Genomic DNA, 26,386 nt, shown 5'->3' on the forward strand with positions numbered 1-26,386 from the left:
TGTTACTTACGCCAGTTAGGGCTTTGCAGGCGAGTTATCGCTATCGATAGCGCCTGGTACCACCTCATCAGCCGCATGTTCGTCCGGCGCTGCCGCCTCCAGCCGTTCCAGCTCACGACTTAATGCTTTCGGTGAGCCAGTGTTACGGGCAATCGCAATATAGGTCACAGGCACTACGTAGAGCGTTAGCAGGGTCGCAAAGGCGACACCGCTTAAAATCACCATACCAATTACCATCCGGCTTTCTGAGCCCGGGCCTGTTGCCAGTACTAACGGCAAGCTACTCATCACGGTTGTAAAGGCAGTCATCACGATAGGGCGCAGCCGCTGCGCCGCAGCGCGCTTTACCGCCTCTTCAAAGGCGATCCCGGCATCACGCAGCTGGTTGGCGAACTCCACAATCAGGATGCCGTTCTTCGCCACTAAGCCTATCAGCATCACGAGTCCGATTTGACTGTAGATATTCAGTGTCATACCAGAGAAATACAGACCTGACAGGGCACCAACCAGACCAAGTGGCACGGTGATCATAATGACCAGCGGATGGATAAAGCTTTCAAACTGAGCCGCCAGTACCAGATAGGTGATAATCAATGCCAGTACAAATACCAGTGTTGTCGATTTACCACTTTCCTGGAACAGTAACGACTCGCCTTTGTAATCAATACCGACCGGCTCATCAATTTCGGTTCGGACAATCGTCTCCAGATACTCCAGTGCTTCCCCCAGACTGTAGCCGGGCGCCAGACCACCAGTGATAGTAATGGCACGCATCCGGTTGTAGCGGTTCAGGCTTGAAGCCGTAGCTTCTTCACGCAAGGTCACCAGGTTATCCAGCGGAATTAACTCCCGGCTGCTGTCTGAGCGAATATAGACATTGCTGATTTTACCAGGGGCGCGGAAGTCATCATCCAGGCCCTCGATAATCACATCATATTCCCGGCCACGATCGAGGAAGGTGGTCACCCGACGGCCACCCAGCATCGCTTCCAGCGCCCGACCAATGGCGCCGACCGAGACACCTAAATCACCGGCACGGTCGGTATCGATTTCTACCAATACCTGCGGTACCGTTTCTTTGTAATCGTGATCCAGCATCAATAAATTCGGATTCTCTGCTGCTCGGCGTAAAATAATATCGCGCCACTGTGCCAGTTCCTCATAGGTATTGCCCTGAATCACGAACTGCACCGGCCGGTTACCGCCGCCACCGCCGCCTAATCCACCACGCATAAAGGTGAAGGCCCTAACATCTGGCAGTTCGTTAATTTTTTGGCCAATTTCAGTCACTAGCTCCTGAGTCGGTCGTTTACCGTTATACCAATTCTCGGTACCCACTATGGCAATACCACCGCTGTTGCCCCAGCCTGGTACCCGGATCAGCATTCGCGTCAACTGACCGTCCTGGTAATAAGGGGTCAGGATATCTTCAATTAACCGCATATTGCGGCTATTGCTCTGATAGCTGGCGCCTTCAGCCGGACTCATCATTACAAAGAAGGTACCACGATCCTCTTGTGGGGCCAGTTCGCTTGGCAGCATTCGCACCAGTTGATAGCTGGCCATAAAACACAGCGCCACGACGATTAACACCGGCCAACGGGTGTTGCAGACCACGGCTAACTGGCTCTTATAGGCGGCTTCCAGCTTAGCAAAAGCAGCGTGCAGCCAGGTACCCAGCTTGCTCTCGCGTTTGCGGTGACTCAGGATTTTTGAGCACAGCATAGGTGATAACGTCAGCGCCACCACACTGGAAAACGCCACCGCTGCTGCCACCGCCAGCGCAAACTCAGTGAATAGCTTACCCAACTGGCCCTGCATAAAGACCAGTGGCACAAAGACGGAAATCAGTACCAGGGTCGTGGCAACCACCGCAAAACCGACTTCCCGGGCACCGCGATAGGCTGCCAACAGCGGTGCTTCACCCTGTTCTATCCGGCGGTAGATATTTTCTAATACCACGATAGAGTCATCTACCACCAGACCAATCGCCAGTACCATTGCCAGCAAGGTCAACAGGTTAATAGAGAAATCCAGAGCGAAGAGTACTGTTACCGCAGAGACCAGCGCCACCGGTACGGTAATAGCCGGAATAAAGGTGGCTCTGATATTGCCGAGGAATAGGAAAATCACCAGTATAACCATGCACATGGCGATGCCAAGGGTGTTATAAACCTCTTTAATCGACTGAGCGATAAATACTGAGGAATCGTAACCTGGTTCTATTGTCATGCCGGCTGGCAGATTAGCTTTAATTCGCTCCATTTCCGCCCGGGCATTCCGTACTACTTCCAGGGTATTAGCCTTGGACTGCTTGATGATACCGATACCCAGAATATTCTTGCCATCGCTTCTGAACTCGCCTTCTTCATCTTCGGCTGTCAGCATAACATCAGCGATTTCCGATAATCTAACCAGATAATTATTGGCGCCCCGTTTAACGACCAGTCGCTCGAAATCCTGTTGAGTGCGGAAAGAGCGTACTACCCTGACGGTAAAGTCACGGTCAAAAGATTTGATATTACCGGCGGGAAGTTCGACATTCTCTGCACGGAGAACCGCCTCTACATCCTGAACTGTCACGCCACGGGCGGCCATTGCATCTCGATCTAGCCAGACCCGCATTGCATAGTCTCTGGCACCACCAAACTGCAAACGGGCTACACCATCGACGACTGAAAAGCGTTCTGCAATGTAGCGGTTGGCATAATCAGTCAGTTCAAGCGTGGTCATATTGTCGCTATTCAGCAAAAACCAGGCAATGGTGTCTTCGTCAGCATTGGCTTTAAATACCTCTGGCGGATCGGCCTGATCCGGTAGGTTATTCAGCGCCCGGGAGACCCGCTCGCGCACATCGTTAGCAGCTGCGTCGATGTCTCGCTCAACGTTAAACTCAATAGTAATGCTAGAGCGGCCATTGCGGCTGCTGGAGTTAATATTTTTAATGCCTTCAACGCCACTGATTCGGTCTTCCAGCATTTGGGTGATTTTGCTTTCGACAATTTCAGCAGAGGCGCCAGGATAATTGGTATTAATACTGACTATCGGAGAGTCGATATCCGGATATTCCCGTAGCGGTAGCATAGTGAAGCAAACAATGCCGAAAATCACCAGTAACAGGTTGATTACAGTAGCAAAAACCGGGCGTTTGACTGAGGTATCAGATAACCACATAGTTAGCCCTCAATTTTGCTGATAGTGACGCCGGTGCGGACCTTTTGCACCCCTTCGACAATAATTTCATCGCCCTCAGCTAAGCCTGATTCCACTTCTACCCAGCCAGGGATCCGCTGGCCAATTTGCACTTCCCGTTGTTGCACACGGTTTTCGGCATCGACAACAAACACATATTGCCGGTTCTGTTGCGGCACTAAAGCTTTTTCAGAGATTTGCAGCACCTGCCGGTTATCCAGTTGCAAACGGACATTGAGCAGCATACCTGGTCTTAACATCAGGTTATCGTTCGCAATCCGGCCATGAATAGTCACTGAGCGGGTCACCGGATCTAATCGGGTATCAATGGCGGTCACTTCACCTTCAAAAGGTAATTTGCCGTAAGCAACGTTAGTTACAGTAAGCGGCATACCGACGGCCACATCGGCCAGATGCCGCTCAGCGATCCGAAATTCTACCCGTAACTGTTGAATATCATCCAGCGTAGTGATCACGGTGCCAGCATTAACGAAGGCGCCGCGGCTAATTTGACGCAAGCCGAGAAAACCACTGAATGGGGCGCGGATAGTCATGTCATTGAGCTGTTGTCTGGCAATATCCAGTTGTGCCAGGGTGCTGTTAACCCGGGTCTGTTGCTCATCCAGCAAGGATTGGGCGGTAGCCTGGGTGGTAGCCAGATTTTTTAAACGGTCAAGTTGCCGGCGCTGCTCGGTTAGTACAGCTTCCAGTTCGGCGACCCTGGCTTTTTGCTGCACGTTATTTAAACGTGCTATCACATCGCCGGCATTCACTTTCTGGCCTTCGCTAACATTGAGTTCGATTAAAAATTCGCTGCTTGGTGCAATTAGCTGTACCGAGTTATTGGCGATACCGGTACCTATGGCACTGACTTCGCGCATCATTTGCTGAGTGCTAACGGTGGCAGTTTTAACGGCAACAGCACCGCCAGGCCCACGGCTATTGCCATTGCTTTGTTGAGATTGCCAGTACAAAAAGCCAACAAAACACAATAATGCCAATAAAATGAACCATATCAAGCGAGAGTGTAAAGGCGCCAAGGGAACTCCAATTTAATCAAAAAATAAACTCAGGGTATTGTATGGAAAGAATCGCCGTTCAGATTTCCTGTTATCGCACTCATCCTGCGGTCTGTCGTATCAGTCTAGCTGGTTCATGACGGTTAACCCAGAAGCGGTGAAATAACGTAAGATAATACAACAAGATTATGACAACGCGAGGTCGCAGTATGAAACAGGGGTTTGCTGGTTCTGCCAGTAGTGGCGGTGCCAGATTATTATTGAGTAGTTTGGCTGTATTACTGTTACTGCTGTTGTACACCCTGTTGTTCGCCAGCCAGTTTAGCTGGTGGTTGGGTATTGCTTATATGGCGTCTTTATTGGCAGCATTTCTGGGTTGGGCAAAATTGGCTGAGCCCAAATATAGTTTGGAACTTGATGAGTATGGCATCCGCTACTGTCACCGGGCAGGCAGTTGCCGTCTGGATTTTAGTGCCTTTGCTTATTGTGCGGTGCCGGAGCTGGATGGTAAGCCTCTGGCTTTTATCGGCTTTAAGATCACAGATTTCGATGCGTTACTGCAGCAATTGCCGTTGCGGTTAGCGGTCAGAATGATGACAGAGCAGCGACCGCTGTATCTGGAAGCGATCCGGCAAAGCTGTGCCAGCGGCCAGTGTGCCACTGAGTTGTTAAAAGAAAAGGACTTTTTCAACAGTGGTAAACAGCGCTATGACGGTGTTCGCGCCGCCTTTGCGCAGCGTATGCAACGTCTGGCAGAGGCTTGTAGCTTTGAGTTTATGGTGCCGGTTAATGTACCGGCAGAGGTAGCCCAGCAATGGTGTCAGGCGATAAACAAGCAGCGGTTGGCCAGCTTACAAACAGGGAACTAGACAGTGCTAAACTGCTGTATCATAATAACCTTAATCTAAACAACCGGCAGAGTAGTAATGAATAATTATGAAAAAGCTTTTCTGGTCAGTGGCCGGAATACCATCATTCATAAAAATAAAAAGCTGGACCTGGTGATTATTAACGATGATCAGGACCCGCCAATTTTGGTATCTCGACACGGCGTAAAAGTTTTTGAGGACGCAGTGCCATCTAGTCGCAGCGAAGCGAAAGAGCGCTACCTGGAGTTGGTGGACGTATCGAGTGTCGATGTGTTCGGTGAGACTAAGACGTTGTTGTTTATTCAGGCGCTTAACAACAAAGAATATAAAATCGAGTATACTAAAAAAGGTACGGATATGTTTATCCGGGTTCACCAGGATAACTATATTTAGCTACCCTTGGTGAGGTAGATAGCCAGAATAACGCGCTGACCAGCAGACAGCGCTTGCTTTTATGTAAAAAATTTGGTTCAGTAACGGCATCTTGTCTCAGGTAATGCTTTTTTCTTATAACGGATAGTGAAATCCGGCCAACACAGGGTGATAGCAGGAAGTAACTGACAAAAGCAATACCTGATAACTCCCTGAAGTAATGGGAATATTTATGGAATTTACTGAGCACGACCTCAATATAATAATCAAAGTGCCGGTTTCTGCTGCACCTCTGACTGCTGACGCCTTAAAACAAGCCATCATTGATGCCGGTTTCGGTCGCTGTTTTCTAAACCAGAATAATCTGGCTAATCTCGTCGCAGAATATCAGGAATATCAACAAAAAGTTAAAGCCATGACTTTGGCCGAAAACGCCAGGGTATTGACCTATCCGATTGCTGAGAAACGCCCTGCTCAGCTGGCATTTGAGATCGCCGAAGATAAGATGGCCGCCTATGCGATTATTACTGCAGCCTGGGGCGGCGCACCCATCTCCGCTAACGAGCTGGTGAAGGGCGCACAGCAGGCAGGTATCGTCTTTGGTTTTCAAAAAGAAAATATAATCCGTTTGGTGCAACAAGCCAGCCGGGCAGAACCCGGTAGTCGCCTGAAAGTAGAAGTTGCGACCGGGCGAGTCCAGGCCAATGGTATGAACTCGCGTTTTGAACCATTGATTCCGGATATGCTGCGGCGTCGTAATCAACCCTTGGTGGAGTCGGAGGCGAAAGCCGACCTACGTGACTTTGGCGCTATTCCGGCGGTTGCTGCGGGCCAGCCACTCATGCGCCGCTTTCCACCTACTTCAGGTGAGCCCGGAATCAACGTTATTGGGGAAGCGTTGCCGGCAGAACCCGGCGTATTGATAGACTGGCAATTAGGACCGGGGGTCGGCTTGAGTGCCGAAGATCCGGACCTGTTGCTGGCAACTCAAGACGGTTTACCCCGAGCCATCGATAATGGCGCGACTGTTGATGAAGTCTTTACCGTTAAGAATGTCGATTTGACCACTGGTCATATAATTTTCAAGGGGTCAGTGGTTGTCACCGGTAATGTGATTTCTGGTATGAAAGTGGTCGCGGGCGGTAATGTCATTATTCAAGGTGTTATGGAAGGCGACTTAGTCGAAGCGGGTGGTGATATTAATATTGTCGGCTCCATTATCGGTCATCAACTTAATCCGCAAAGCGAGACCCCTGAATACAGCACAGTGATTAGAGCGCAGGGCGATATTAACTGCAATATTGCGCAGTATTCCGCCTTTATCTGTGGTGGCCAACTGATGGCGACTAAGTATCTGATGCATTGTTCGGTAGAGGCCGAAACCGTGTTAGCAGGCACTGCGGAGAAAGTCACCGGAAAAATTGTTGGTGGTCACTATCTGCTTGGTAAAACCTTAACTTGCGGGCAACTGGGTTCTCCTTCCAGCGGTGTCGTGGTGATTAAAGTCAACCGTCATCTGACGCCATTATTGCAGCAACAAGAGTTAATGCGTAGTCAATTGAGCCAGGCCAGAGCGGTTTTGGATGAGCTTAAGCAGCGTATTGATAAGCAACGTAAATTACTGGCTGGCCAGACCGACGAGTTAATTCAGAAGCTCGAGCAGGAGTTTGCTGAGCAAAAAGAGCTGGCTAAAGCGCTGATTGAAGAGGTGCGTGCTCAGGAAGAGCAACGACTCTTGCTGTTGCCTGAGTTAAAGGTAAAAGCGACTCAGCAGCTGTTCTCGGCAGTTGAAGTGCAATTTGGTAAAGAAATTATCCGCAGTCGCCGTGAGTACGGGCCTTCAGTGATCGAGATTCAGGATGGTCATCCGGCGATCAATCCACTGTAGTGCGACCAGGGGTAGCGTCTATGCGGTATTGAGTAATGCGCTCTGCTGGCTTTTTCTCTAAGCTAGTCTCAGGTTTGGTTGGTAGGTGTCTGGTTGTGCGAGTTCTCTGTTTTTTATTACTGCTGGTCAGTTCACCGCTGCTTGCCGACTGTAATATGGCCTTCCGCTATGGTGTGCTGATCTCACCGGATCAGATCCGCATTATGCAAAATAACCGCACCTTCGTTCAAATCAATGAAGATAAACAACTTTTTATCAAAGGCGAATGGTTTGAGCTGGAAGATGATTCGCAACAGTTACTGCAGCTCTACGCCCAGGGCTTACGCCGTTTTGTGCCGGAAATTGTTAGCCTGGCGGTGGATGGCGTTGAAGTTGGCTTATCCAGTATCGAGGCGATGTTGGCTGGTGTGGGTAATAAGTCGCAGCAAGCCGAGTGGCGCGCTCTGATCCGGGAAACCACCTTTCAATTTTTATCGCGCTTTGTGCGCACCGGCGATCATTTTTATCTGGCACCACAAAGCTTAAACGAGCTGGATAACTTCCTTAACGGCGAACTAAAGCCGCAGCTGACGATGCTGGCGCGGCATACCGTCGGGGCGGTTTGGGGCGCGTTGCGCGATGCACTGCGGCAATCTGACAGCAACTTTGAAAAGGCCGATAGTCAGGACTGGCAGGCAGTGAATCAGCTGATGGATAAAATTACTCTGGGTATGGATCAGAAAATGGTCGAGTTGGAAGCTAAATCAGCGCTGTTTTGTCAGCGAATGCGCGAGCTCGACGACATCGAAACCAAGCTGCAGCAGCAACTACCTGAGCTGGCTGAATTTGATGTAGTGGTCGAAAAAGCGCCCTAGCTCGTGTTGAATTTTTAGCTTAGACCACACCATACTCATCGGTCAGCGATAACGGCATCGCATTGTCCACTTCGTCACTGATTGCATCCAGCGTCTTCTCGGCCTCTTCCAACGAGCTGACCTCTGCAATATGGAACAGCGCCTCGCCTTCATTCACCAGCGGCAGGTTAGTGCGGCCGATAATCACCCCGGATAGCGTCGCCGTAACCGCAACCTCAAAGTCGGAATAAGGCGAATAGATATGCGCCAGCAGATCGCCCTGCTGTACCGTCTGCCCCAAACTGACATAATAACGGGCGATGCCATCATGCTCGGCCCGCACCCAGCTGCTTTTCTTCGAAAACAGCGAGCGGGTTTTACCGAGTCGTTTGCCGCGACTTAGCATACCCAACTGCTGCATCACATTGACGATACCGCGTACCCCAATCTTAATGGATTGCTCATCAAAGCGCAGTGCTTCGCCGGCTTCATAGAGTAAAATCGGGATCCCTAAATTGTTGGCGGTACCACGCATGGTACCATCGCGGCTGGCCGCCTTGATAATAATCGGCGCGTTAAAGCTTTCCGCCATACTCAGTGCTACCTTATCCTTGGCACTGGCTCTTACCTGTGGCAGGTTGCTGCGATGAATGGCTCCAGTATGTAAGTCTATGGCATGAGTACATTTACTGAGGATTTGTTCGGTAAACTGAAACGCCATCCGGCTGCCCAGGGAGCCTTTCTCACTGCCAGGAAAACTGCGATTCAGATCCCGTCGGTCCGGTAAATAACGCGACTGCTGCACAAAGCCGTAAGTATTAACAATGGGTACCACCACCAAAGTACCGCGCAGCCGGTTCAGGCGGGGGACCTTCAGTAAGCGGCGGCAAATTTCGACACCGTTAATTTCGTCACCATGTAGCGCGGCTGTAACCAGTAATACAGGGCCATCCTGACGGCCATGCACCACATGAGCGCCGATATTCAATTCGGTATGGGTATAGAGCTTACCAAAAGGGATGTCTACTACCGCCCGGCTGCCGGCCGGGATCTGACTTTCACCGAGGAAAAAGGGGGCGCGTAGTTCGGACATTAGCCGGTTCCTTTTGTTCTGGCCGGTTTGCGGCTTTTTTGGCTGAGCACCCGCTTCTCCAGATGCTGGATAATGGCAGCGGCAACGTCTTTGTTGGTCGCCGCTTCAATACCTTCCAGGCCGGGTGAACTGTTGACTTCCATCACTACAGGGCCGTGATTTGAGCGTAATAAATCGACTCCGGCAACATCCAGCCCCATGGTTTTCGCGGCAGCCAAGGCGGTACGCCGCTCCTCTGGGGTCAGACTGACTTTGGTTGCGGTACCGCCACGATGCAGATTAGAGCGGAACTCGCCGGCTTTCGCCTGGCGCTTCATCGCTGCAACCACCTTGTCGCCAACGACAAAGCAGCGGATATCAGCGCCATTGGCTTCTTTAATATACTCCTGCACCAGAATATGTGCATTAAGCCCCATAAAGGCATCAATCACACTCTCGGCCGCGGTACGGGTCTCGGCCAGCACCACACCGATGCCCTGAGTTCCCTCCAGTAATTTAATCACTAAGGGTGCACCGCCAACCATCTCAATCAGATCCGGAATATCGCCGGGCTTATCGGCAAAACCGGTGATTGGCAAGCCAATACCCTGGCGCGCTAACAGCTGCATTGAGCGCAGCTTATCGCGGGCGCGGCCAATGGCGACAGATTCATTTAGCGCGTACACGCCCATCATTTCAAACTGCCGCAGTACCGCAGTGCCGTAAAAGGTAATAGAGGCGCCAATACGGGGGATCACCGCATCAAAGCCTTCTAACACTTCCCCTTTGTAGTGAATCGAAGAGCTAATGCGGTTAATATTCATATAACACATCAGGGGATCGATAACCCGTACTTCGTGCCCGGCTGACGTTGCCGCTTCAACCAGACGTTTAGTGGAGTAGAGTTCAGCATTGCGCGATAAAATCGCTATTTTCATATGGGCTCCGACGCGGCCGGTAATAATGGCCAATAGCGGCATTATTATGCGGCCGTGGGAGCGCCGCAAGAGATCATAAGATTATATTCGTTATTACCACCATTTCAGATGTTTAAACCAGATCAGACTGCCAAGGCCCACCGCCAGCATAAAACCCAGGGTAAGATAATACCCCCATTCCAGCTCCAGTTCCGGCATATTGCTAAAGTTCATGCCATAGATCCCGGCGACAAAGGTTAGCGGGATAAAGATACTACTCACCATAGTCAGTACCTTCATCCGCTCGTTGATTTGATGTGAGGTGGTCGACAGATAGCCCTGAACCAGATCGCTAAGCTGGTCATAATACATCTCGGTCATCGAATGCAGCCGTTCAAACTTTTCATAAAAGTCGCGCAAATCGGCCAGCGCAAAACGCCGCAGCAGACTATGCTGCTCCTCGAACAGGGCATCAGCAAAGAGATCTTTTTGATAGGCCAGGTTGCGACTGACTTTACGCAATACGGAGCGATAACGCATCATCATCGTCATCAGCTCGTCATTACCTTTGTGTAACATCCGATCTTCCAGCTCACCCAATTCATCCTCAAACACCAGTAATTTTTCCAGATAACTGGCGGATACAGTCAGGGTCAGCTGTTTTACCCAGTCACTGATTGGGTTATTACCGGGCTGTGTTAACTGCGGCTGTAGTTGACTACGCAGCAGCTGCTGGCTGCAATGCAGCTTAGTGATTAGAATATCCTGACTAAAGAGCAGGTTAAGCTGGGCATTTTCAGTCAATTCGCTGAAATCAGCGTCGGCATAAGCGCGCAAAATCAGTAAATTAAAATCACCCACCGCTTCAAATTTTGGCGGGTGCCGCGTTTTGCTAAAGTCTTCGGCCATGGTAGCGGCGATGCCCAGGTCCTGCAGCAGTTGTTGCTCTTCTGCTGCGCTGGCTTGTTGTAAATCAAGCCACAGCGGCGGCGTATGCCGCGCATTCGCTGGCAGGCGGCTGACCTGCTGTTGTTGCCAGCCTCCCAGCTCGGGATCATAATAATTGACGCTGATCATCCGTTATCCTCCATGGCGAGTGCCGTACCACCAGGCAGTACGGCTGATGCCCACTGCTATTTAGGCGCGTTTGCTGGCGATATAATCTTTTACCAGTTGCTCTAATACATCGAGCGGTACAGCGCCATTTTTTAGCACCACATTGTGAAACTCGCGGATATCAAAGCGCTCACCCAGTTCGGTTTTCGCCAGCTCGCGCAGTTCCAGCAGTTTGATCATGCCCACCATATAGGCGGTGGCCTGGCCCGGCATCACAATATAACGCTCAATGGCTTTTACCGCATCGCCTTCTGGATTAGGGGTATTGTCGACCAGATACTGGATCGCTTGTTCACGGCTCCACTTTTTAGCGTGAATACCGGTATCGACCACTAAGCGGGCGGCACGCCATAATTCCATCGCCAGCCGGCCAAAATCAGAGTAGGGGTCCTGATAAAGGCCAATTTCTTTCGGTAGCAATTCAGAATACAGGCCCCAACCCTCAATATAGGCGGTTGCACCACCAAAGCGGCGGAATTTCGGAATGCCGTCCAGCTCCTGCGCAATAGCCAGTTGCATATGGTGGCCCGGAATGCCTTCATGATAGGCCAGCGCTTCCAACTGATACTTTGGCATATCGCTCATGCGGTACAAATTGGCGTAATACACGCCGGGGCGGCTGCCATCCATCGAAGGGCGTTGGTAAAAGGCTTTACCCGCGGTTTGTTCGCGAAATGGCTCAACCGCTTTGACTATCATCTCTGCCTTGGGTTTAACCAAAAACAGCTCGTCCAGCCGGGTACGCATATGGTCAATTACGGCAGTGGCTTCAGCCAGATAAGCCGCACGGCCTTCCTCGGTATCCGGATAGTAAAACTGTGGCGCTTCGCGCATAAACACAAAAAACTCCGCCAGATCGCCGGCAAAGCCCACCTGCTGCATAATTTGCCGCATCTCGCCATGAATGCGCTCAACCTGTTGGAGTCCCAGCTGGTGGATCTGCTCGGCACTATAATCGGTGGTGGTCATCCGGGCCAGGCGGTTTTGATAAAAGGCGGCGCCTTCAGGGAAACGCCAGACGCCATCATCGGTACCAGCTTGCTGCTCTAATTGCTGTAAAAAGCTGATCAGGCTGCGATAGGCCGGCCCGACACTGGTAATGAGTGCCACTCTGGCTTCATCCTGCAGCAGTTTTTGCTCATGCTCTGTTAACGGCAGGGCTGCCACCTTGCTACTAAAATCTGCCAGCAGAGTACTGTCACCTTGCTCTGAAAACGGTGCGCCCTGCAGTAGATTTTCGCTGGCCGAATATAGGTGTGGAAACACAAATTTCGGCACTATGATGCCGGCTTCAGCACTTTGCGTGAGCAGGTGCTGTAACTGACGGAATAATTCCGGCACCGCATTTAGCCGGGCGATATAGGCTTTGGCATCGTCGACGGAGTCGATTTTATGTTGATTGATCAATAGCGCCGGCACCTGCGAATGCACGCCAAACATCTGATTCACCGGATAGCTGTACAGGCGCCAGCGCGCATCTGCCAGCATTTCCTGTAGCTGCTTGTGCATTAGCTGATAACTTAAACGGCTTTGTGGATCCAGGGCGGCAACATCAATCGCTTCCAGTAAGGCCAGATGCTGGCGGGTGAGTGCCAGTTCTGCTTCGAACGCCGCATCCGACAGATCCTGCCATTTGTCATAGTCGTCTTTTATGCCGAGGCTGGTTTGTAATACCGGATTGCGCTGCACCCGCTCGTTAAAGATTTGCTCAAACAGCTGGTTCGCCCGTTCATTCATATCCACCTGTTGCTGTGCAACCGTTGGCACTACGGCGCTGGGTTCAGCCGTTTTCGGGCCGCAGCCACTGATTAGCAGACTACCGAGTAGCAGCGGCAGCGTGGCAGTTCGGAAAGTCAAATGTTGTCGCATAACAGACCTCTGTTTGGTTATTTAAATAAAGAGTGTCAGTAAATCATTCAGATAGCGGGCACCTTTGGCCGTAATTTGCCAATGCTCGTGGCTTACCGTTATAAGTTGTTTTTGCTCGGCTTCAGCTAGGGGGCTACTGATAACACTTAGCGGCAAACCGGTCAGGGCGCTAAAGTCACTGATTGGGCAGGGCTCCAGTAAGCGAAAGCGGTTCATAAAAAACTCAAAGGGCCGGTCTTCCGGCTCAACCTGAGTGCGCTCGTCCAGATAACCACGGCTTAAATCCATATAGCCCTTCGGGTGTTTAATCTTTACTGTACGCAAAATACTATTGCGGCTGGGCAGGGTGATTTTACCGTGGGCACCACAGCCAATGCCCAAATAATCGCCATAGCGCCAGTAATTCAGGTTATGCCGGCACTGATGGCCGGCTTTACTGTAGGCTGAGGTTTCATATTGTTGATAACCGGCTGCAGCCAGCAGCTCAGCGCCGTGCTGCTGAATATCCCATAACAGCTCATCCTCAGGTAACACTGGTGGCCGGCTGGCAAAGGCAGTATTCGGCTCAATCGTCAGCTGATACCAGGATAAATGCGGAGGGTTAAGGTCGATGGCTTGCTGTAAATCAGCCAGAGCGCCTGTTAGTGTCTGACCAGGCAAACCATGCATCAGATCCAGATTAAAGCTCTGTAGTGGCAGGGTCGCAGCCAGCCGCGCCGCGGCTTTGGCTTCTTCGGCATTATGAATGCGCCCCAGCGCGCTCAGTTGCTGCGTTTGAAAACTCTGCACCCCAATCGAAAAACGCGTCACTCCGCCAGCGACATAGCCGGCAAAGCGCTCCGCTTCAAAGGTGCCCGGATTGGCCTCCATTGTCACTTCTAAATCCGCAGCGACAGGGAGCCGCTGTTTAACCCCGTCCAGAATTTGGGTGATGCCGGCCGCGCTAAATACACTGGGGGTGCCGCCGCCGATAAAAATGCTGCTAAGTTGGCGGCCAGCGACCAGTGGCAGATCCTGATCTAAATCGGCCAGCAGGTGCGCAATATATTCCTGCTCCGGGATCCCTTGTTTCACAGCATGGGAATTAAAATCACAGTAAGGACATTTCTGAATACACCAGGGAATATGGATATAAAGTGATAGCGGCGGCAGGCTTAAACTCAAAGCGCGCGCTCCTTAACCTGCAGCGCGGCCACCAGTTGTCGCAGTGCCTGCCCACGATGGCTTAGCTGTTGCTTTTCTGCTTTGGTCAGTTCGGCTGCGGTTTTGCCAAGCTCAGGCAAATAAAACACCGGATCATAACCAAAGCCGTCATTGCCGCTTTGCGTCAAGGCAATTTCGCCTTGCCAGCTACCGTGGCAAATTAGCGGTGTCGGGTCTGCAGCATGTTGCAAATACACCAAAACACAATGAAAAGCAGCTTGCCGATCACTGGCAGTGATGCCGGTCATTGCCTGCAGCAGTTTGTCGATGTTGGCCTGATCGCCAGCGCCAACACCGGCATAGCGGGCAGAGTAAATACCGGGGGCGCCGCCCAGGGCCGCAACCGCCAGGCCTGAATCGTCGGCAATTGCCGGCAAGCCGGTGATCCGGGCAGCATGGCGGGCTTTTAAGATGGCATTTTCAACAAAGGTCAAACCGGTTTCGTCGGCATCGCTTACGCCCAGTGCGGTTTGTGGCACAATGTCCAGCGCAAAGGGCGCCAGCATTGCCGACAGTTCTGCGACCTTACCGGCATTACCGGTGGCCAATACCACTTTTTGCATCAGCAAGTCCTATTCGGTATAGAGTTTTTGTTCAAAGTTCAGTTGCTGACGCTGATTACCCTGGCGGATATCCAGGCTAAAGCGGAACTGCTCTTCATTACGAAATGGCATGACGGCGATATAGTAAATGGCCTCGCCATCTTTAATTTCGCGAAAGGTCAATTCACGTTGCTGACCGAGTAAGTTGCGGGCAATACCACTGATCACCACTTGCTGTGCCTGCTGGCTTTGGCTATCCAGTACCGAAATATTAATAATGGCGTTGCTTTTGTTGCGGCTTAAATTGGCGGCCCGCGCCACTTCCGGCGTTAAGAAGGTTGAGTTAAACGCGATATAATGCACATCCCAGTTACCCAACTGTTTCTTTTGTTCAGCCTGGGCGTTCGGGGTTAACAGCAGAGCAAGCAGCAAAGCGCTAATCAGCTTAAGTAGTGGGTGCATAATGGGACTCCTGTTAAACAAATCTTAACCAGTCGCTGAGCAGAATATTAATAAACTGCAAGGCGACCAGTACCACCAATACTGACAAATCCAGGCCGCCCAGTGGCGGAATAATCCGACGAACCGGCGCTAAAAAGGGTTCAGTTAACTGATGGAACACCCGTTCCATCGGGTTTCGGCCCTGACTAAACCAACTCATAATGGCCCGGATCACCAACACCCAAAACAACAGGTTCAAGGCTTCTTTTAGTAATAACAGACCACCTAACACAAAGCTGACGCCAAGATTAAGTGACGGTGAAAATACCAGTTGCAGCACAATAAATTTGGCCGTGGCAATCAGATAGGCTAGCAGCAGGGTGGCAGTATCTAACTGACCGAGGCTGGGGATCACCTTGCGTAATGGCAGTACCAGCGGGTTAGTGGCCTTGACCACAAACTGGCTAAACGGATTATAAAAGTCGGCCCGCGCCAGCTGTAACCACAGACGGAGCATTACCACCATCAGATAGAGCGTAAAGGCGGTATTAATAAGAAAAATTACTGCATTCATCAGATCACTCCCTGCTTAAAGCGTTTTCGCCATTTCTTCTGCACGGTCAATTGCCGCCTGCATCGCCGCAGCGACCATCTGTTCTAGGCCGGCAGCGCTGAAGCTGCTTATGGCTTCATGCGTGGTGCCGCCTTTTGACGTCACTTGTTGCCGTAATTCGTCGAAGCTGTGGTCGCTTTGTAGCGCCATGGTGGCAGCACCGAGCGCGGTTTGAGCGATCATCGCTTTCGCCTCGCTGCTGCTAAAACCGAGTTGCTCGGCTTTTTGCTGCATGGCTTGCATAAAATAGAAAAAGTAAGCCGGGGCACTGCCGGTCGCGGCGATAATATGATTAATCTGTGCTTCGTGCTCTAACCAGACCCGCAAACCGGTGCCGCTGAAAATATGGTCAACAAAGGCGCGCTCGTAGTTGGAGCAGCGACTGGGGAAGAGCCCTGTTACGCCCAGGCTCACCAGCGCCGGCGTATTCGGCATCGCCCGTACCAGGCGGATATCACCTAACCACTGTTCATAGCGCGCTACCGGTAAACCCGCCGCCAGGGTGATAAACAGCTTCTCCTGACATTCTGGTGCTTCGGCCAACAGTTGTTCGCACACCTGCTGCATCATTTGTGGTTTGACCGCCAGCACTATCACATCAGCCCAGCGGGCGGCCTCAATATTGCTGAGGCTGGTGGCAATCGCAAAGTCAGCCTTAAGCGCAGTCAGCTTGGGTTCACTGCGATTGGCTGCCAGAATATTTTCCGCCGGATAGCCGGCTTTTACCATAGCGGCGATGACACAACGTGCCATATTACCTGCGCCGATAAAGGCGACCCTGTTGTCATTCATGCTTGTCATAATTCCTTGCGCCAAAAATAGCCGTACCTAATCTTATCATAGTTGCGCCATATCGCAGAGCCAGTGGCCAGTCATCGGACATTCCCATCGATAATTCAACAGCTTGAGGATAGTGCTGCTGCAATAAGCGCGAGAGTTGTTGCATTTGGGCAAAGTCCGCTTCCAGTCGTGCCGGGTCGGGCTCCGGAATCGCCATCAGTCCACTGAGTGTCAGGCCAGGCAGAGTGGCGACGACAGCTGCCAGCGGCAGCATCTGCTCTGCAGTGATACCTGCTTTACTGGCTGCGGCGCTGATATTAATTTGCAGTAACACCTTTAACGGCGGCAGATGCGCCGGGCGCTGCTCGGACAGGCGGCGGGCGATTTTCTCGCGCTCAAGGCTGTGTACCCAGCTGGCGGTTTCTGCCACCAGTTTGGTCTTATTTGACTGTAACGGCCCGATAAAGTGCCACTCCAGCTCACCCAAATGGGTAAGCGCAGTGGCTTTAGTGGCCAGTTCCTGCGGATAATTTTCGCCAAAGCGCCGCTGACCGGCTGCATAGGCCGTTTCAATATCTGCCGCAGTCTTGGTTTTACTGACCGCAATCAATTTTGGCGCCGGCCATTCGCTGGGCCGGCTTTCGCTGAATTTGTGCAGTTGCTGATAGGCGAGGGCCAGTTGTTCTGCTATGTTATTCATCATAAATAGGTAAATTGGAGAGCCTGGTAGTGGATATTACCGAATTATTAGCCTTTAGTGTTGAACATAAAGCCTCAGATTTGCACCTTTCTGCCGGTGTACCGCCGTTGATCCGCGTTGATGGCGATGTGCGCAAACTGAATATTCCACCGCTAACCCATAAAGAAGTCCATGCGCTGGTTTATGAAATTATGACCGACAAGCAGCGTAAAGAATACGAAGAACGGCTGGAAGCGGATTTCTCATTTGAAATCCCCAATTTAGCCCGCTTCCGGGTTAATGCTTTTGTGCAAAACCGCGGTGCGGCGGCGGTATTTCGCACCATCCCCAGCGAAGTCCTGACGCTGGATGATTTGGGCGCGCCGGATATTTTTAAAACCATTGCTGAGAATCCACGCGGACTGGTGCTGGTTACCGGGCCCACAGGCTCAGGTAAAAGTACCACCCTGGCGGCGATGATCGACTATATCAACAGTACTCGCTTTGACCATATTCTGACTATCGAAGATCCGATTGAATTCGTACATAGCAACAAGTTCAGCCTGATTAATCAGCGTGAAGTGCATCGCGATACCCATAGTTTCAGTAATGCCCTGCGCTCAGCGCTGCGCGAGGATCCGGATGTGATCCTGGTCGGTGAGTTGCGGGATCTGGAAACCATTCGTCTGGCAATGACGGCAGCAGAAACCGGTCACCTGGTATTCGGTACTCTGCACACCACCTCAGCGCCTAAAACTATCGACCGGATTATCGACGTCTTCCCTGGTGAAGAGAAAGATATGGTGCGCTCGATGTTGTCTGAATCATTAAGAGCCGTTATTTCGCAGACGCTGCTGAAAAAGGTCGGTGGCGGTCGGATCGCGGCACATGAAATTATGGTTGGGGTCCCGGCGATCCGCAACCTGATCCGTGAAGATAAAATTGCCCAGATGTATTCGGTGATTCAAACCGGCGCCGCCCATGGCATGCAAACCATGGATCAATGCTTGGTAAACCTGGTAAACCGTGGTTTGGTCACACAGAAAGACGCAGCGGCCAAAGCCCAGGATAAGAATACCTTTGGCGCCATGGGCCGAATCTAGAGGTAGGTATGCAACTAGTTGATTATTTGAAAAAAATGGTTGAAGTGAAAGCTTCAGACCTTTTTGTTACCGCAGGCATGCCGGTGGCGGCCAAAATCAATGGCGAGCTGACACCGCTGGATGACAAGGCGCTGACCGAGATGGACTCGCTGGCGCTGGTGTTGTCAGCGATGAATGAAAAACAGCAGCACGAATTTAATACGCAGAAAGAATGTAACTTTGCCATTCATAACGATGCCGGTCGTTTCCGGGTGTCGGCTTTCTGGCAGCGTGATAAGGCCGGTATGGTGATGCGGCGCATTGTGACCACCATCCCCAATGTCGAAGATCTGGGGCTGCCACCGATCATGAAAGAAGTGATCATGACCAAAAGGGGCCTGGTACTCTTTGTTGGCGGCACCGGTACCGGTAAGTCGACGTCTCTGGCCGCCCTGATTGGTTATCGCAACAAAAATGCCCGTGGTCATATCCTGACCATTGAAGACCCGATAGAATTCGTGCACGAACATGGTCGCAGTTTAATTACGCAACGTGAAGTGGGTATTGATACCGAATCCTTTGATGCTGCGCTGAAAAGCTCACTGCGTCAGGCGCCGGATGTGATCCTGATCGGTGAAATCCGTTCGCAGGAAACGATGGAGTTTGCGCTCTCTTTCGCCGAAACCGGCCATCTTTGTATTGCAACCCTGCACGCCAACAATGCGAACCAGGCCATTGACCGTATTATGCACCTGGTTCCAAAAGAGATGCACGATAAGCTACTGTTTGACCTGTCGTTAAATCTTAGGGCTATCGTTGCTCAGCAACTGGTACCGACTGCAGACGGCCATGGCCGGGTAGCGGCGATAGAGGTGTTACTGAATTCGCCGTTCGTGGCGGACTTAATTAGCAAGGGCGAAGTCGGAGAGATTAAGAGCGTGATGGCTAAGTCACGCGAGCTTGGTATGCAAACCTTTGACCAGGCACTGTATGACCTGTATCAACGCGGCACCATTAGCTACACCGACGCTATCCACCATGCTGATTCTCCGAACGATTTACGTTTGATGATTAAACTGCGCAATAACGAGGTTAAGGGTTCGGGTTTCCTGTCTGGTGTGACGCTGGATGGGATGGATAAAGAATAGTGAGGTAAGCAGATGTCTTTACTGGCTATTATGACCCCAAGAACCAGACTGGTGACGACAACCGGGGAGGCTAATCTGGCATCATTGCGGGCGGTCTTTAGCCAGGCCCGTTTCCAGCATGTGCCAGTGGTGGACAGTATGGATCGTGTGGTCGGCATAGTGTCCGTTAAAGACTACTTTAAAGAGTTAAGCCCGATGATGGAGGCGGCCAGCGAACAGGCGATTGGTTTGATGATGCGCAGCCGTAAAGTGAGTCAGGTGATGTCGGCTCCGGTGTTTACCGTTGCACCTGAAACCAGTATCAGGCAAGCGGCCAGCACGTTGGTGGAGCGCAATATCAGTTGTTTACTGGTTACCGATGCGCAGCAACGCCTGTTGGGGCTGGTATCCTGGAAAGATTTGCTCAAAGCCGCCTTACTGGCTAAACCAAAGCCGGCTCAGCCACCGGCATAACGCTGCTTTAAAATCATGACCCGTTCGATATAGGCGGTCGTTTCGGCGTAGGGCGGTACACCGCCAAAACGCCGGACTGCACCTGGTCCGGCATTGTAGGCGGCCAGCGCCAGTCTGAGATCGCCATCAAAGCTCTGCAGTAACTGTTGCAGATATAAGCTGCCGCCACGAATATTCTGTTCTGGCTGGCTGGGGTCCTGCACTCCAAGCATAGCGGCCGTTTCTGGCATCAGCTGCATTAGGCCCTGGGCACCACGACGCGAAATGGCTTGCGGATTAAAGGCCGACTCGGCATGGATCACGGCCCGGATTAAAGCCGGCTCAAGCACCAACTCGGCAGCAACCTGCTCAATCACCCGCGCAAAGCGGCGCTGGAACAAGGGCGTAGTATGCCAGTTGATTGGCGAACGCACCGCACAGGCAAAGCAATCAAACCGTAGCAGCTCATACTGCTGATCAACAGGTGGCCGGTCGGAAAAAACGGCAGAACCATCCTGGCGTAGGCTTTTATACACCAGGATCTGTGGTGCCGTTGGCTTGCTAACAGGCATAGCGGTGCTGTGCGGACTTAACCGCTGTACCGGTTTTGCGTCATCTGCTGCTAATGGCTGCACCAGCAGTGCCAACAGCAAAGGGGACCACTTCAGATTGCTAATCAAGCTACCCTTTCCTTAAAGACTCCGTTTTAAGCGGGCCGCCTGATAGCGCAGCAGCACCGCCACGCCAATAATAATGACAGGAATAGCGAGACTTTGCCAGCGCTCGGCGTTAAGCCCAGGCCACCAATATTGCAAGCTACTCAGCAGTTTAGCCGCCAACTGCACGGCGTAATAACTGATGGCAACCAGCGAAAACCCCTCCACCATCTGTTGTAGTTTTAGCTGCAGCTTGGCTTTCTGCTCCATTGAGCTTAGCAGTTGCTGATTTTGTTGCTCCAGCTTCAGATTCAGCCGGGTGCGCAACAACTCAGTACAACGCCCCAGGCGGCTGGAGAGCAGTTGTTGTCGGCGCTGTACTGCCTCACTGGTTCGGTAGGCCGGGGTGAGGCGTTTTTCGGTAAAGTCCTGCAATGACAAATGATCCGGCAGTGGGCTTTCCTGCAACGCCTTTAGCCTGTCCAGCGTCAGCTGATAATAGGCTGCGGTAGCCTGTAAGCGGTTGCTGTTCTCGGCGATCAGCCGCTCGGTGGCAGCGGCCAGACCCGTGATATCATGCAGCAACTGCTCATCGCTGCGTTTTTGCAACTCGATACTCTGGGTTAGGCCTGCCAGCTGCAATTCCAGTTCGCTTAATTTTTGCAGGCTCTGGCGGGCCAGCGGCCAGCCGAGCAGTGACAGCTTACGGTAATTACCGAGATCAAACAGCTGTTGTGCCAGTCGGCCAAGGGCATCGCCGGTTAAGCCTTTACTTAACAGTAGCATCCGGCCGGCACCTTCTGCATGCTTTTGAAAGTCAGTCCAGATCCGCGCCCGCCCAGCCGCTAACTCGCTGCTGATACAGTTATCGGCATTAAAACTTTGCCGGATCAAGCTCTCAGCGGGTGGCTGCTCTGCGGTCAGAATAGTAAGCTGCACAATGCGGAAAATCTGTCCGGGCAGCTCGCTGAACCAGTCGCGACTGGGCAAAAAGCTAAGTGGATCATCAAACCAGGGTTCGGCCATGCCAGGGCGGATAAAGGTATAGCTGGAGAATTCGCCATGCCGCTCCCAGCGCAGCCATAAACCGTACAGCGGCAGCGTCAAATCCTGGGCATTGTCACTCAGCTGCTGACCTTGCTGCTGTGCCAGTTGTTGCATTTGCGACAGCTCCAGACTACGTAGCGCCGGGCTAACGGTCAGCATAAAATGGCACAGCCGGCAGGGGGCGCTAACTGAGCCAAAGGTTCGCTGCTGTAATTCTTTATCCAGTACATCGCGTAACGGATGATTACGGCGGGATAAGCTTTCCATAGTGCACTCCGCTGTGGCTGAGATCATTAGCTTAACAGTAGGTATCGAAGCAGGTACTGTGCCAGCTTGCTTATGCTGACGCTTGGTGATGACAACGCCTTAACAAAACGATGAATTTGCCAAGACAATGGCCTGGCTCAGTGCCGGTTGACTGTTGCCTGCCTGCGCCAGAAGCAGGCATTTTGCCTGATTTCGGTGCAATCTGGTCAATAGGCCCTGGCAAACCCAACACGCAGGGCCGGGAATGGCGTAAAATAATGCTAATCAGGTAATAAACAGGGCAGTTATGCAAAGCAACAAGGCCGTTTGGCTGGCAGTCGCCAGCGTATTATTGGCGATGGTCACCATTCAAAGTGGGGCCTCAATTGCCAAACAACTGTTTCCGCTGATTGGTCCGGCGGGGACTACAGCGCTGCGGGTCGGATTCTCTGCTCTGATGCTGTGGCTGGTATTCCGGCCCTGGCGGCAGTTACCACAGGGGCGCAGTTGGCGCGCGGTGATCGTCTATGGTGCTTGCCTCGGCGGCATGAATCTGTTGTTTTACCTGGCGATTGCCCGTATTCCGCTGGGGATTGGCGTGGCACTGGAGTTTACCGGCCCTTTGGCGGTGGCATTATTCACCTCGCGGCGCAAATTAGACTTAGTTTGGGTCGCGCTGGCGCTGGGCGGTATTTTGTTACTGTTACCGGATATGACCAGTGTCGATGCGTTGGATCCGGTTGGGGTGATGTTAGCGCTTGCCGCCGGTGCCTGTTGGGCCGGTTATATTCTATTTGGTCAGCGCGCTGGTAATCTGGCCTCGGGTGGCATTACGGTCGCCCTCGGCATGACAGTAGCCGCAGCCTTTTTAGTGCCGATTGGCCTGGTCAGTGCCGGTAGCAGTTTATTCAGCTGGCAGGTGATCCCACTGGCTATCGCCGTAGCGGCGCTGTCCAGTGCCTTGCCCTATAGTCTGGAGATGGTGGCATTAAAGGCGCTGCCGGCCAAAAGTTTTAGTGTACTGATGAGTATGGAGCCAGCGATCGCTGCCTTGGCCGGTTTTTTATTGCTGGCGGAGTTGCTCAGTGTCACACAGTGGTTAGCGATCTTACTGGTGATCAGTGCCTCTTTGGGTAGCACCCTAAGTAAAACGAAAGAGAGCTAACCGCGTTATCCACTTTAAGGCTGCAGTGGCGCATCGCTGAACTCAGCTAAGGCGCTAGCATAAAAAAGCGGCCCGAGGGCCGCTTAGTTGAATTAGTCGAATGATATACGACTTAATGCGCAGCGGTCTGATCAGCGGCGACGACCGCATCCGGTTGTTGCCGGTAGTCACGGGCCAACAGCAAATACATCGCCGGTACCACATAGAGGGTAAAGAAGGTACCAATGGTCATACCGCTGGCAATCACCACCCCCATTGCATAGCGCGAGGCGGCGCCGGCACCGGTGGCAACCAACAGCGGGATCACGGCCAGTACTGTTGCCGCTGTGGTCATCAGAATAGGACGTAGCCGCAGCGCAGTCGCTTCCTCAATGGCATCGCGTTTTGATTTGCCTTCCTGCTGCAGCTGGTTGGCAAATTCAACAATCAGGATCCCGTGCTTGGCAATCAGACCGACCAGTGTCAGCAGACCGACCTGGGTGTAGATATTGATACTGGTAAAACCCAGACTGGTAAAGATCAGGGCGCCACAGACACTCATCGGTACTGTTACCATAATAATAATGGCATTTTTGTATGATTCGAACTGGGCTGCCAGTACCAGGAAAATCACTATCAGCGCAAAGAAGAAGGTAATCACCAGTTGCTGGCCTTCCTGCTTGTACTGCCGCGACTGGCCGGCGTAATCAATGCTAAAACCTGCCGGCATCACTTCAGCCGCGATATTATCCAGCACCGCTAAGGCCTCACCCAGGGGCACGCCAGGACGCGGCACCCCGGAGATTTTCACCGCATTCAGCTGCTGAAAACCGCGCAGGGCTTGCGGCTGTACCGATTCCTGTAGGGTTACCAGCGTCGATAACGGGATCAGTTCGCCTTGCTGGTTACGGGTATAGTAGTCCTTTAACTGCGCCGGATTTAGCCGCTCACTGCGCTCAATTTGCGGAATAACCCGGTAGGAGCGGTTATCCAGCGCAAAGCGGCCGGCGTCGGCACCGGCCAGTAACGAGCCCAAATCTGCCGCCAGTTGCTGCATTGATACACCCATTAAAGCGGCCTTTTCCCGGTCGACCAGCACAGTTTGCTTCGGTTTATCGATCTTTAAATCGCTATCGACAAAGATAAAGCGACCTGACGCCATCGCCCGGCCCAGCACTTCCTGTACCACTTCCTGCAGCGCAGCAAAGGGTTGGGTCGAGCCAATAATAAATTCAATCGGGGTACCATCACCGGAAGAGGGCAGCGAAGGTGGTACCAACGCAAAGGCATTCAGGCCCGGAATACCGGCCAGATGCGGCTGAATATTCTGCTCCAGTACCTGAGCGGTAGTGCGCTGGCGCTGATCCCAGGGCGCCAGGACAAAGCCGGCGATAGCGGTATTGGTACCGCCCATGCCGTTAATGATAAAGACGTTGCGGATCTCCGGTGCCTGCTCCGGTAATTGATTCAGCTTAGCGGTATTACGCTCCAGATAATCCAGGGTGGCAAAGCTGTCCGCTTGTAAAATCGAGAACACAAAACCCTGATCTTCAGCCGGTTCCAGCTCGGACGGGCTGGTAACAAACAGGAAGTAGCAGGATACCAGCACTATGGCAGCAAAGGTCAGTACCACCGGCATCGTATTCAGTGTGTTGTGTAACTGGCGCTGGTAAGCGGTGCGCAACTGCTCAAAGCGCGCATCCAGCCAGGCTTCGAGGGATTTTTCTTTTTTACCGTCAACGCTGTGTGGTTTCAGAATATAGGCACACATTACCGGTGATAGTGTGAGCGCCACCACGCCAGAGAGGATCACCGACGCGGCCAGTGTAAAGGCAAACTCAACAAACAACACCCCGGTTAAACCGCCAACAAAACCTATCGGCAGGAATACCGCCACCAGCGTGGTCGACATTGAGATAATCGGCCAGGCCAGTTGTCGCGCGCCCATAATGGCAGCATCGATGCGGGAGTGGCCCTCTTCGATAAAGCGGTGAATATTTTCCAACATAATGATCGCATCATCGACCACGATACCGATTGCCAATACCATCGCCAGCAACGTCAGCAGGTTAATCGAGAAACCCAGGATCCACATCAGAAAGAAGGTGCCGACCAGTGACACCGGAATGGCCACGGCGGGGATAATGACGCTGCGGATCGAGCCTAAGAAGGCGTAAATCACCAGTACGACAATCACCAGTGCCAGCACGATAGAGATCACTACCTCGTCAATGGCGTTTTCAATATACTCGGTTGAGTCATACGGAATATCGGCGTCCAGACCCTGCGGCAGCTGCGGGATAATATCGCGATCCCAGACCTTGCGCACCTCAGCAATTACATCCAGGGCGTTAGCATCCGGCGAAATCTCAATACCCATAAAGGTCGCTGCCAGACCATTAAAACTCACGGAGCTGTCATAACTTTCCGCGCCGAGTTCGACAGTGGCGACATCGCTTAACCTTACTACCGCCTTACCGTCGCTGCTGATAATCAGCTGTTTAAATTCTTCCGGTGAGCGCAGATCAGTTGCTGCATTCAGATCGACGGCGACCATTTGCCCTTTGGTGGAACCCAGCGCCGCCAGCACATTGTTACCACGCAGCGCAGCATTAACATCCGAGCCGGTCAGGTTGTAGGCGGCCAGTTTCACCGGATCCAGCCAAATCCGCATCGCAAAGGTGCGGGCACCCAGAATTTCGGCGCGTTGCACCCCCGGAATCGTCGCCAGCTGGGGTTCCACGACCCGCACCAGATAGTCGGTGATCTGGTTATTACCCAGTACTTCGGAATAAAACGACAGATACATCGCCGCCACATTCTGGCCGACTTTGAGTGAAATCACCGGATCGCGGGCGTTTTCCGGCAGTTCCGAGCGAATTTTATTCACCTGGGCGGCGATCTGGGTCAGTGCCTCGTTCGGGTCATAATCGAGCCGTAAAAAGGCCTGAATAGTACTGACCCCGGATACCGAGGTGGAAACCAGATAATCAATGCCTTCAGCCGCAGCGATTTCCCGCTCCAGCGGCGTGGTAATAAAGCCCTGGATCAGGTCGGCATCGGCACCGACATAGACAGTGCTGACGGTAACGACGGCATTTTTAATTTCCGGGAACTGCCGCACATTCATCTCTGAGATTGCACGCAGGCCCAGTAGCAGGATCAGCAGACTGACCACACTGGCCAGGATCGGCTTTTTAATAAAGATATCGGTAAAGCGCATACT

Annotated in this window: 23 protein-coding genes; 8 read left to right on the forward strand and 15 right to left on the reverse strand. The window is 52.2% G+C overall.

Annotated elements, in window-relative coordinates:
* Positions 1–15: 15 nt before the first annotated feature.
* Together AEST_RS05365 and AEST_RS05370 are read right to left on the reverse strand one after the other, a co-directional pair.
* Positions 16–3,174 carry an efflux RND transporter permease subunit gene (locus AEST_RS05365; RefSeq protein WP_008607587.1) on the reverse strand — a complete coding sequence of 1,053 codons (3,159 nt, stop codon included), beginning with the start codon at positions 3,172–3,174 and terminating at the stop codon, positions 16–18.
* A 2-nt stretch (positions 3,175–3,176) separates the two neighbouring features.
* A complete protein-coding gene (locus AEST_RS05370) occupies positions 3,177–4,193 on the reverse strand; it encodes an efflux RND transporter periplasmic adaptor subunit (protein WP_008607588.1) in 1,017 nt (338 codons plus the stop codon).
* Positions 4,194–4,420: 227 nt separating this feature from the next.
* On the opposite strand from AEST_RS05370, the gene AEST_RS05375 reads away from it, so the two are divergent.
* From AEST_RS05375 to AEST_RS05390, 4 genes are all read left to right on the forward strand, one after another.
* Positions 4,421–5,080 (forward strand): DUF2982 domain-containing protein, encoded by a 660-nt coding sequence (locus tag AEST_RS05375; RefSeq protein ID WP_008607589.1) that lies wholly within the window; start codon positions 4,421–4,423, stop codon positions 5,078–5,080.
* Positions 5,081–5,137: 57 nt separating this feature from the next.
* On the forward strand, positions 5,138–5,473 hold the full coding sequence (locus AEST_RS05380; protein ID WP_008607590.1) for a hypothetical protein: 336 nt from the start codon (positions 5,138–5,140) through the stop codon (positions 5,471–5,473).
* A gap of 211 nt (positions 5,474–5,684) precedes the next feature.
* Complete coding sequence (locus tag AEST_RS05385) at positions 5,685–7,340, forward strand: FapA family protein (RefSeq protein WP_008607591.1); 1,656 nt, start codon at positions 5,685–5,687, stop codon at positions 7,338–7,340.
* A 95-nt stretch (positions 7,341–7,435) separates the two neighbouring features.
* Entirely contained in the window at positions 7,436–8,194 is a 759-nt protein-coding gene (locus AEST_RS05390) for a DUF2884 family protein (RefSeq protein ID WP_238534559.1), read from the forward strand.
* A 19-nt stretch (positions 8,195–8,213) separates the two neighbouring features.
* On the opposite strand, the gene AEST_RS05395 is transcribed toward AEST_RS05390, so the two are convergent.
* The 10 genes from AEST_RS05395 to AEST_RS05440 all read right to left on the reverse strand — a co-directional run bounded on the left by AEST_RS05395 (position 8,214) and on the right by AEST_RS05440 (position 17,426).
* On the reverse strand, positions 8,214–9,266 hold the full coding sequence (locus tag AEST_RS05395) for a succinylglutamate desuccinylase/aspartoacylase family protein (protein ID WP_008607596.1): 1,053 nt from the start codon (positions 9,264–9,266) through the stop codon (positions 8,214–8,216).
* Complete coding sequence (gene rimK / locus AEST_RS05400; protein ID WP_008951500.1) at positions 9,266–10,183, reverse strand: 30S ribosomal protein S6--L-glutamate ligase; 918 nt, start codon at positions 10,181–10,183, stop codon at positions 9,266–9,268. Before rimK ends, AEST_RS05395 begins: the two co-directional genes overlap by 1 nt.
* A 93-nt stretch (positions 10,184–10,276) precedes the next feature.
* Positions 10,277–11,239: a magnesium transporter CorA family protein gene (locus AEST_RS05405; RefSeq protein WP_008607598.1), complete on the reverse strand. Its 963-nt coding sequence runs from the start codon at positions 11,237–11,239 to the stop codon at positions 10,277–10,279.
* Positions 11,240–11,299: 60 nt separating this feature from the next.
* Complete coding sequence (locus AEST_RS05410; RefSeq protein ID WP_008607599.1) at positions 11,300–13,147, reverse strand: DUF885 domain-containing protein; 1,848 nt, start codon at positions 13,145–13,147, stop codon at positions 11,300–11,302.
* A 21-nt stretch (positions 13,148–13,168) separates the two neighbouring features.
* On the reverse strand, positions 13,169–14,311 hold the full coding sequence (gene hemW / locus AEST_RS05415) for a radical SAM family heme chaperone HemW (RefSeq protein WP_008607600.1): 1,143 nt from the start codon (positions 14,309–14,311) through the stop codon (positions 13,169–13,171).
* Complete coding sequence (gene rdgB / locus AEST_RS05420) at positions 14,308–14,913, reverse strand: RdgB/HAM1 family non-canonical purine NTP pyrophosphatase (protein ID WP_008607601.1); 606 nt, start codon at positions 14,911–14,913, stop codon at positions 14,308–14,310. The genes hemW and rdgB overlap by 4 nt, the downstream gene beginning before the upstream one ends.
* Positions 14,914–14,922: 9 nt before the next feature.
* A complete protein-coding gene (locus tag AEST_RS05425) occupies positions 14,923–15,354 on the reverse strand; it encodes a DUF4426 domain-containing protein (RefSeq protein WP_008607602.1) in 432 nt (143 codons plus the stop codon).
* Between the two features lie 13 nt (positions 15,355–15,367).
* Positions 15,368–15,907, reverse strand: a complete 540-nt coding sequence (locus AEST_RS05430) for a YggT family protein (RefSeq protein ID WP_008607603.1) — start codon at positions 15,905–15,907, stop codon at positions 15,368–15,370.
* 15 nt (positions 15,908–15,922) lie between these two features.
* Positions 15,923–16,738 carry a pyrroline-5-carboxylate reductase gene (gene proC / locus AEST_RS05435; protein ID WP_008607604.1) on the reverse strand — a complete coding sequence of 272 codons (816 nt, stop codon included), beginning with the start codon at positions 16,736–16,738 and terminating at the stop codon, positions 15,923–15,925.
* Positions 16,731–17,426, reverse strand: coding sequence for a YggS family pyridoxal phosphate-dependent enzyme (locus AEST_RS05440; protein ID WP_039925150.1), 696 nt, complete (start codon positions 17,424–17,426; stop codon positions 16,731–16,733). Before AEST_RS05440 ends, proC begins: the two co-directional genes overlap by 8 nt.
* A gap of 29 nt (positions 17,427–17,455) precedes the next feature.
* On the opposite strand from AEST_RS05440, the gene AEST_RS05445 reads away from it, so the two are divergent.
* Genes AEST_RS05445 through AEST_RS05455 form a run of 3 tightly spaced genes read left to right on the forward strand, consistent with a single transcriptional unit; the run spans position 17,456 to position 20,088 of the window.
* Positions 17,456–18,508, forward strand: coding sequence for a type IV pilus twitching motility protein PilT (locus AEST_RS05445; protein ID WP_008607607.1), 1,053 nt, complete (start codon positions 17,456–17,458; stop codon positions 18,506–18,508).
* An 8-nt stretch (positions 18,509–18,516) separates the two neighbouring features.
* A complete protein-coding gene (locus tag AEST_RS05450; protein WP_008607609.1) occupies positions 18,517–19,635 on the forward strand; it encodes a PilT/PilU family type 4a pilus ATPase in 1,119 nt (372 codons plus the stop codon).
* A 12-nt stretch (positions 19,636–19,647) separates the two neighbouring features.
* Positions 19,648–20,088 (forward strand): CBS domain-containing protein, encoded by a 441-nt coding sequence (locus AEST_RS05455; RefSeq protein WP_008607610.1) that lies wholly within the window; start codon positions 19,648–19,650, stop codon positions 20,086–20,088.
* On the opposite strand, the gene AEST_RS05460 is transcribed toward AEST_RS05455, so the two are convergent.
* Together AEST_RS05460 and AEST_RS05465 are read right to left on the reverse strand one after the other, a co-directional pair.
* Positions 20,073–20,747 (reverse strand): lytic transglycosylase domain-containing protein, encoded by a 675-nt coding sequence (locus AEST_RS05460; RefSeq protein WP_008607612.1) that lies wholly within the window; start codon positions 20,745–20,747, stop codon positions 20,073–20,075. The genes AEST_RS05455 and AEST_RS05460 overlap by 16 nt on opposite strands.
* A 12-nt stretch (positions 20,748–20,759) precedes the next feature.
* Positions 20,760–22,037 carry a DUF3422 domain-containing protein gene (locus AEST_RS05465; protein ID WP_008607613.1) on the reverse strand — a complete coding sequence of 426 codons (1,278 nt, stop codon included), beginning with the start codon at positions 22,035–22,037 and terminating at the stop codon, positions 20,760–20,762.
* Between the two features lie 286 nt (positions 22,038–22,323).
* Between AEST_RS05465 and AEST_RS05470 the strand changes: the two genes are divergently transcribed.
* Positions 22,324–23,181 carry an EamA family transporter gene (locus AEST_RS05470; RefSeq protein ID WP_008607615.1) on the forward strand — a complete coding sequence of 286 codons (858 nt, stop codon included), beginning with the start codon at positions 22,324–22,326 and terminating at the stop codon, positions 23,179–23,181.
* Positions 23,182–23,293: 112 nt separating this feature from the next.
* On the opposite strand, the gene AEST_RS05475 is transcribed toward AEST_RS05470, so the two are convergent.
* Positions 23,294–26,383 (reverse strand): efflux RND transporter permease subunit, encoded by a 3,090-nt coding sequence (locus AEST_RS05475; protein ID WP_008607616.1) that lies wholly within the window; start codon positions 26,381–26,383, stop codon positions 23,294–23,296.
* Between the last annotated feature and the right edge of the window lie 3 nt (positions 26,384–26,386).

It is taken from the genome of Alishewanella aestuarii B11 (genome assembly GCF_000280055.1).
In the GTDB taxonomy this organism is placed as follows: domain Bacteria; phylum Pseudomonadota; class Gammaproteobacteria; order Enterobacterales; family Alteromonadaceae; genus Alishewanella; species Alishewanella aestuarii.

Coding starts and splice junctions, on each gene's coding strand:
- AEST_RS05365 (WP_008607587.1), bottom strand. CDS start 3,174: ATGTGGTTATCTGATACCTCAGTCAAACGCCCGGTTTTTGCTACTGTA.
- AEST_RS05375 (WP_008607589.1), top strand. CDS start 4,421: ATGAAACAGGGGTTTGCTGGTTCTGCCAGTAGTGGCGGTGCCAGATTA.
- AEST_RS05380 (WP_008607590.1), top strand. CDS start 5,138: ATGAATAATTATGAAAAAGCTTTTCTGGTCAGTGGCCGGAATACCATC.
- AEST_RS05385 (WP_008607591.1), top strand. CDS start 5,685: ATGGAATTTACTGAGCACGACCTCAATATAATAATCAAAGTGCCGGTT.
- AEST_RS05395 (WP_008607596.1), bottom strand. CDS start 9,266: ATGTCCGAACTACGCGCCCCCTTTTTCCTCGGTGAAAGTCAGATCCCG.
- rimK (WP_008951500.1), bottom strand. CDS start 10,183: ATGAAAATAGCGATTTTATCGCGCAATGCTGAACTCTACTCCACTAAA.
- AEST_RS05405 (WP_008607598.1), bottom strand. CDS start 11,239: ATGATCAGCGTCAATTATTATGATCCCGAGCTGGGAGGCTGGCAACAA.
- AEST_RS05410 (WP_008607599.1), bottom strand. CDS start 13,147: ATGCGACAACATTTGACTTTCCGAACTGCCACGCTGCCGCTGCTACTC.
- rdgB (WP_008607601.1), bottom strand. CDS start 14,913: ATGCAAAAAGTGGTATTGGCCACCGGTAATGCCGGTAAGGTCGCAGAA.
- AEST_RS05425 (WP_008607602.1), bottom strand. CDS start 15,354: ATGCACCCACTACTTAAGCTGATTAGCGCTTTGCTGCTTGCTCTGCTG.
- AEST_RS05430 (WP_008607603.1), bottom strand. CDS start 15,907: ATGAATGCAGTAATTTTTCTTATTAATACCGCCTTTACGCTCTATCTG.
- proC (WP_008607604.1), bottom strand. CDS start 16,738: ATGAATGACAACAGGGTCGCCTTTATCGGCGCAGGTAATATGGCACGT.
- AEST_RS05440 (WP_039925150.1), bottom strand. CDS start 17,426: ATGAATAACATAGCAGAACAACTGGCCCTCGCCTATCAGCAACTGCAC.
- AEST_RS05450 (WP_008607609.1), top strand. CDS start 18,517: ATGCAACTAGTTGATTATTTGAAAAAAATGGTTGAAGTGAAAGCTTCA.
- AEST_RS05455 (WP_008607610.1), top strand. CDS start 19,648: ATGTCTTTACTGGCTATTATGACCCCAAGAACCAGACTGGTGACGACA.
- AEST_RS05465 (WP_008607613.1), bottom strand. CDS start 22,037: ATGGAAAGCTTATCCCGCCGTAATCATCCGTTACGCGATGTACTGGAT.
- AEST_RS05470 (WP_008607615.1), top strand. CDS start 22,324: ATGCAAAGCAACAAGGCCGTTTGGCTGGCAGTCGCCAGCGTATTATTG.
- AEST_RS05475 (WP_008607616.1), bottom strand. CDS start 26,383: ATGCGCTTTACCGATATCTTTATTAAAAAGCCGATCCTGGCCAGTGTG.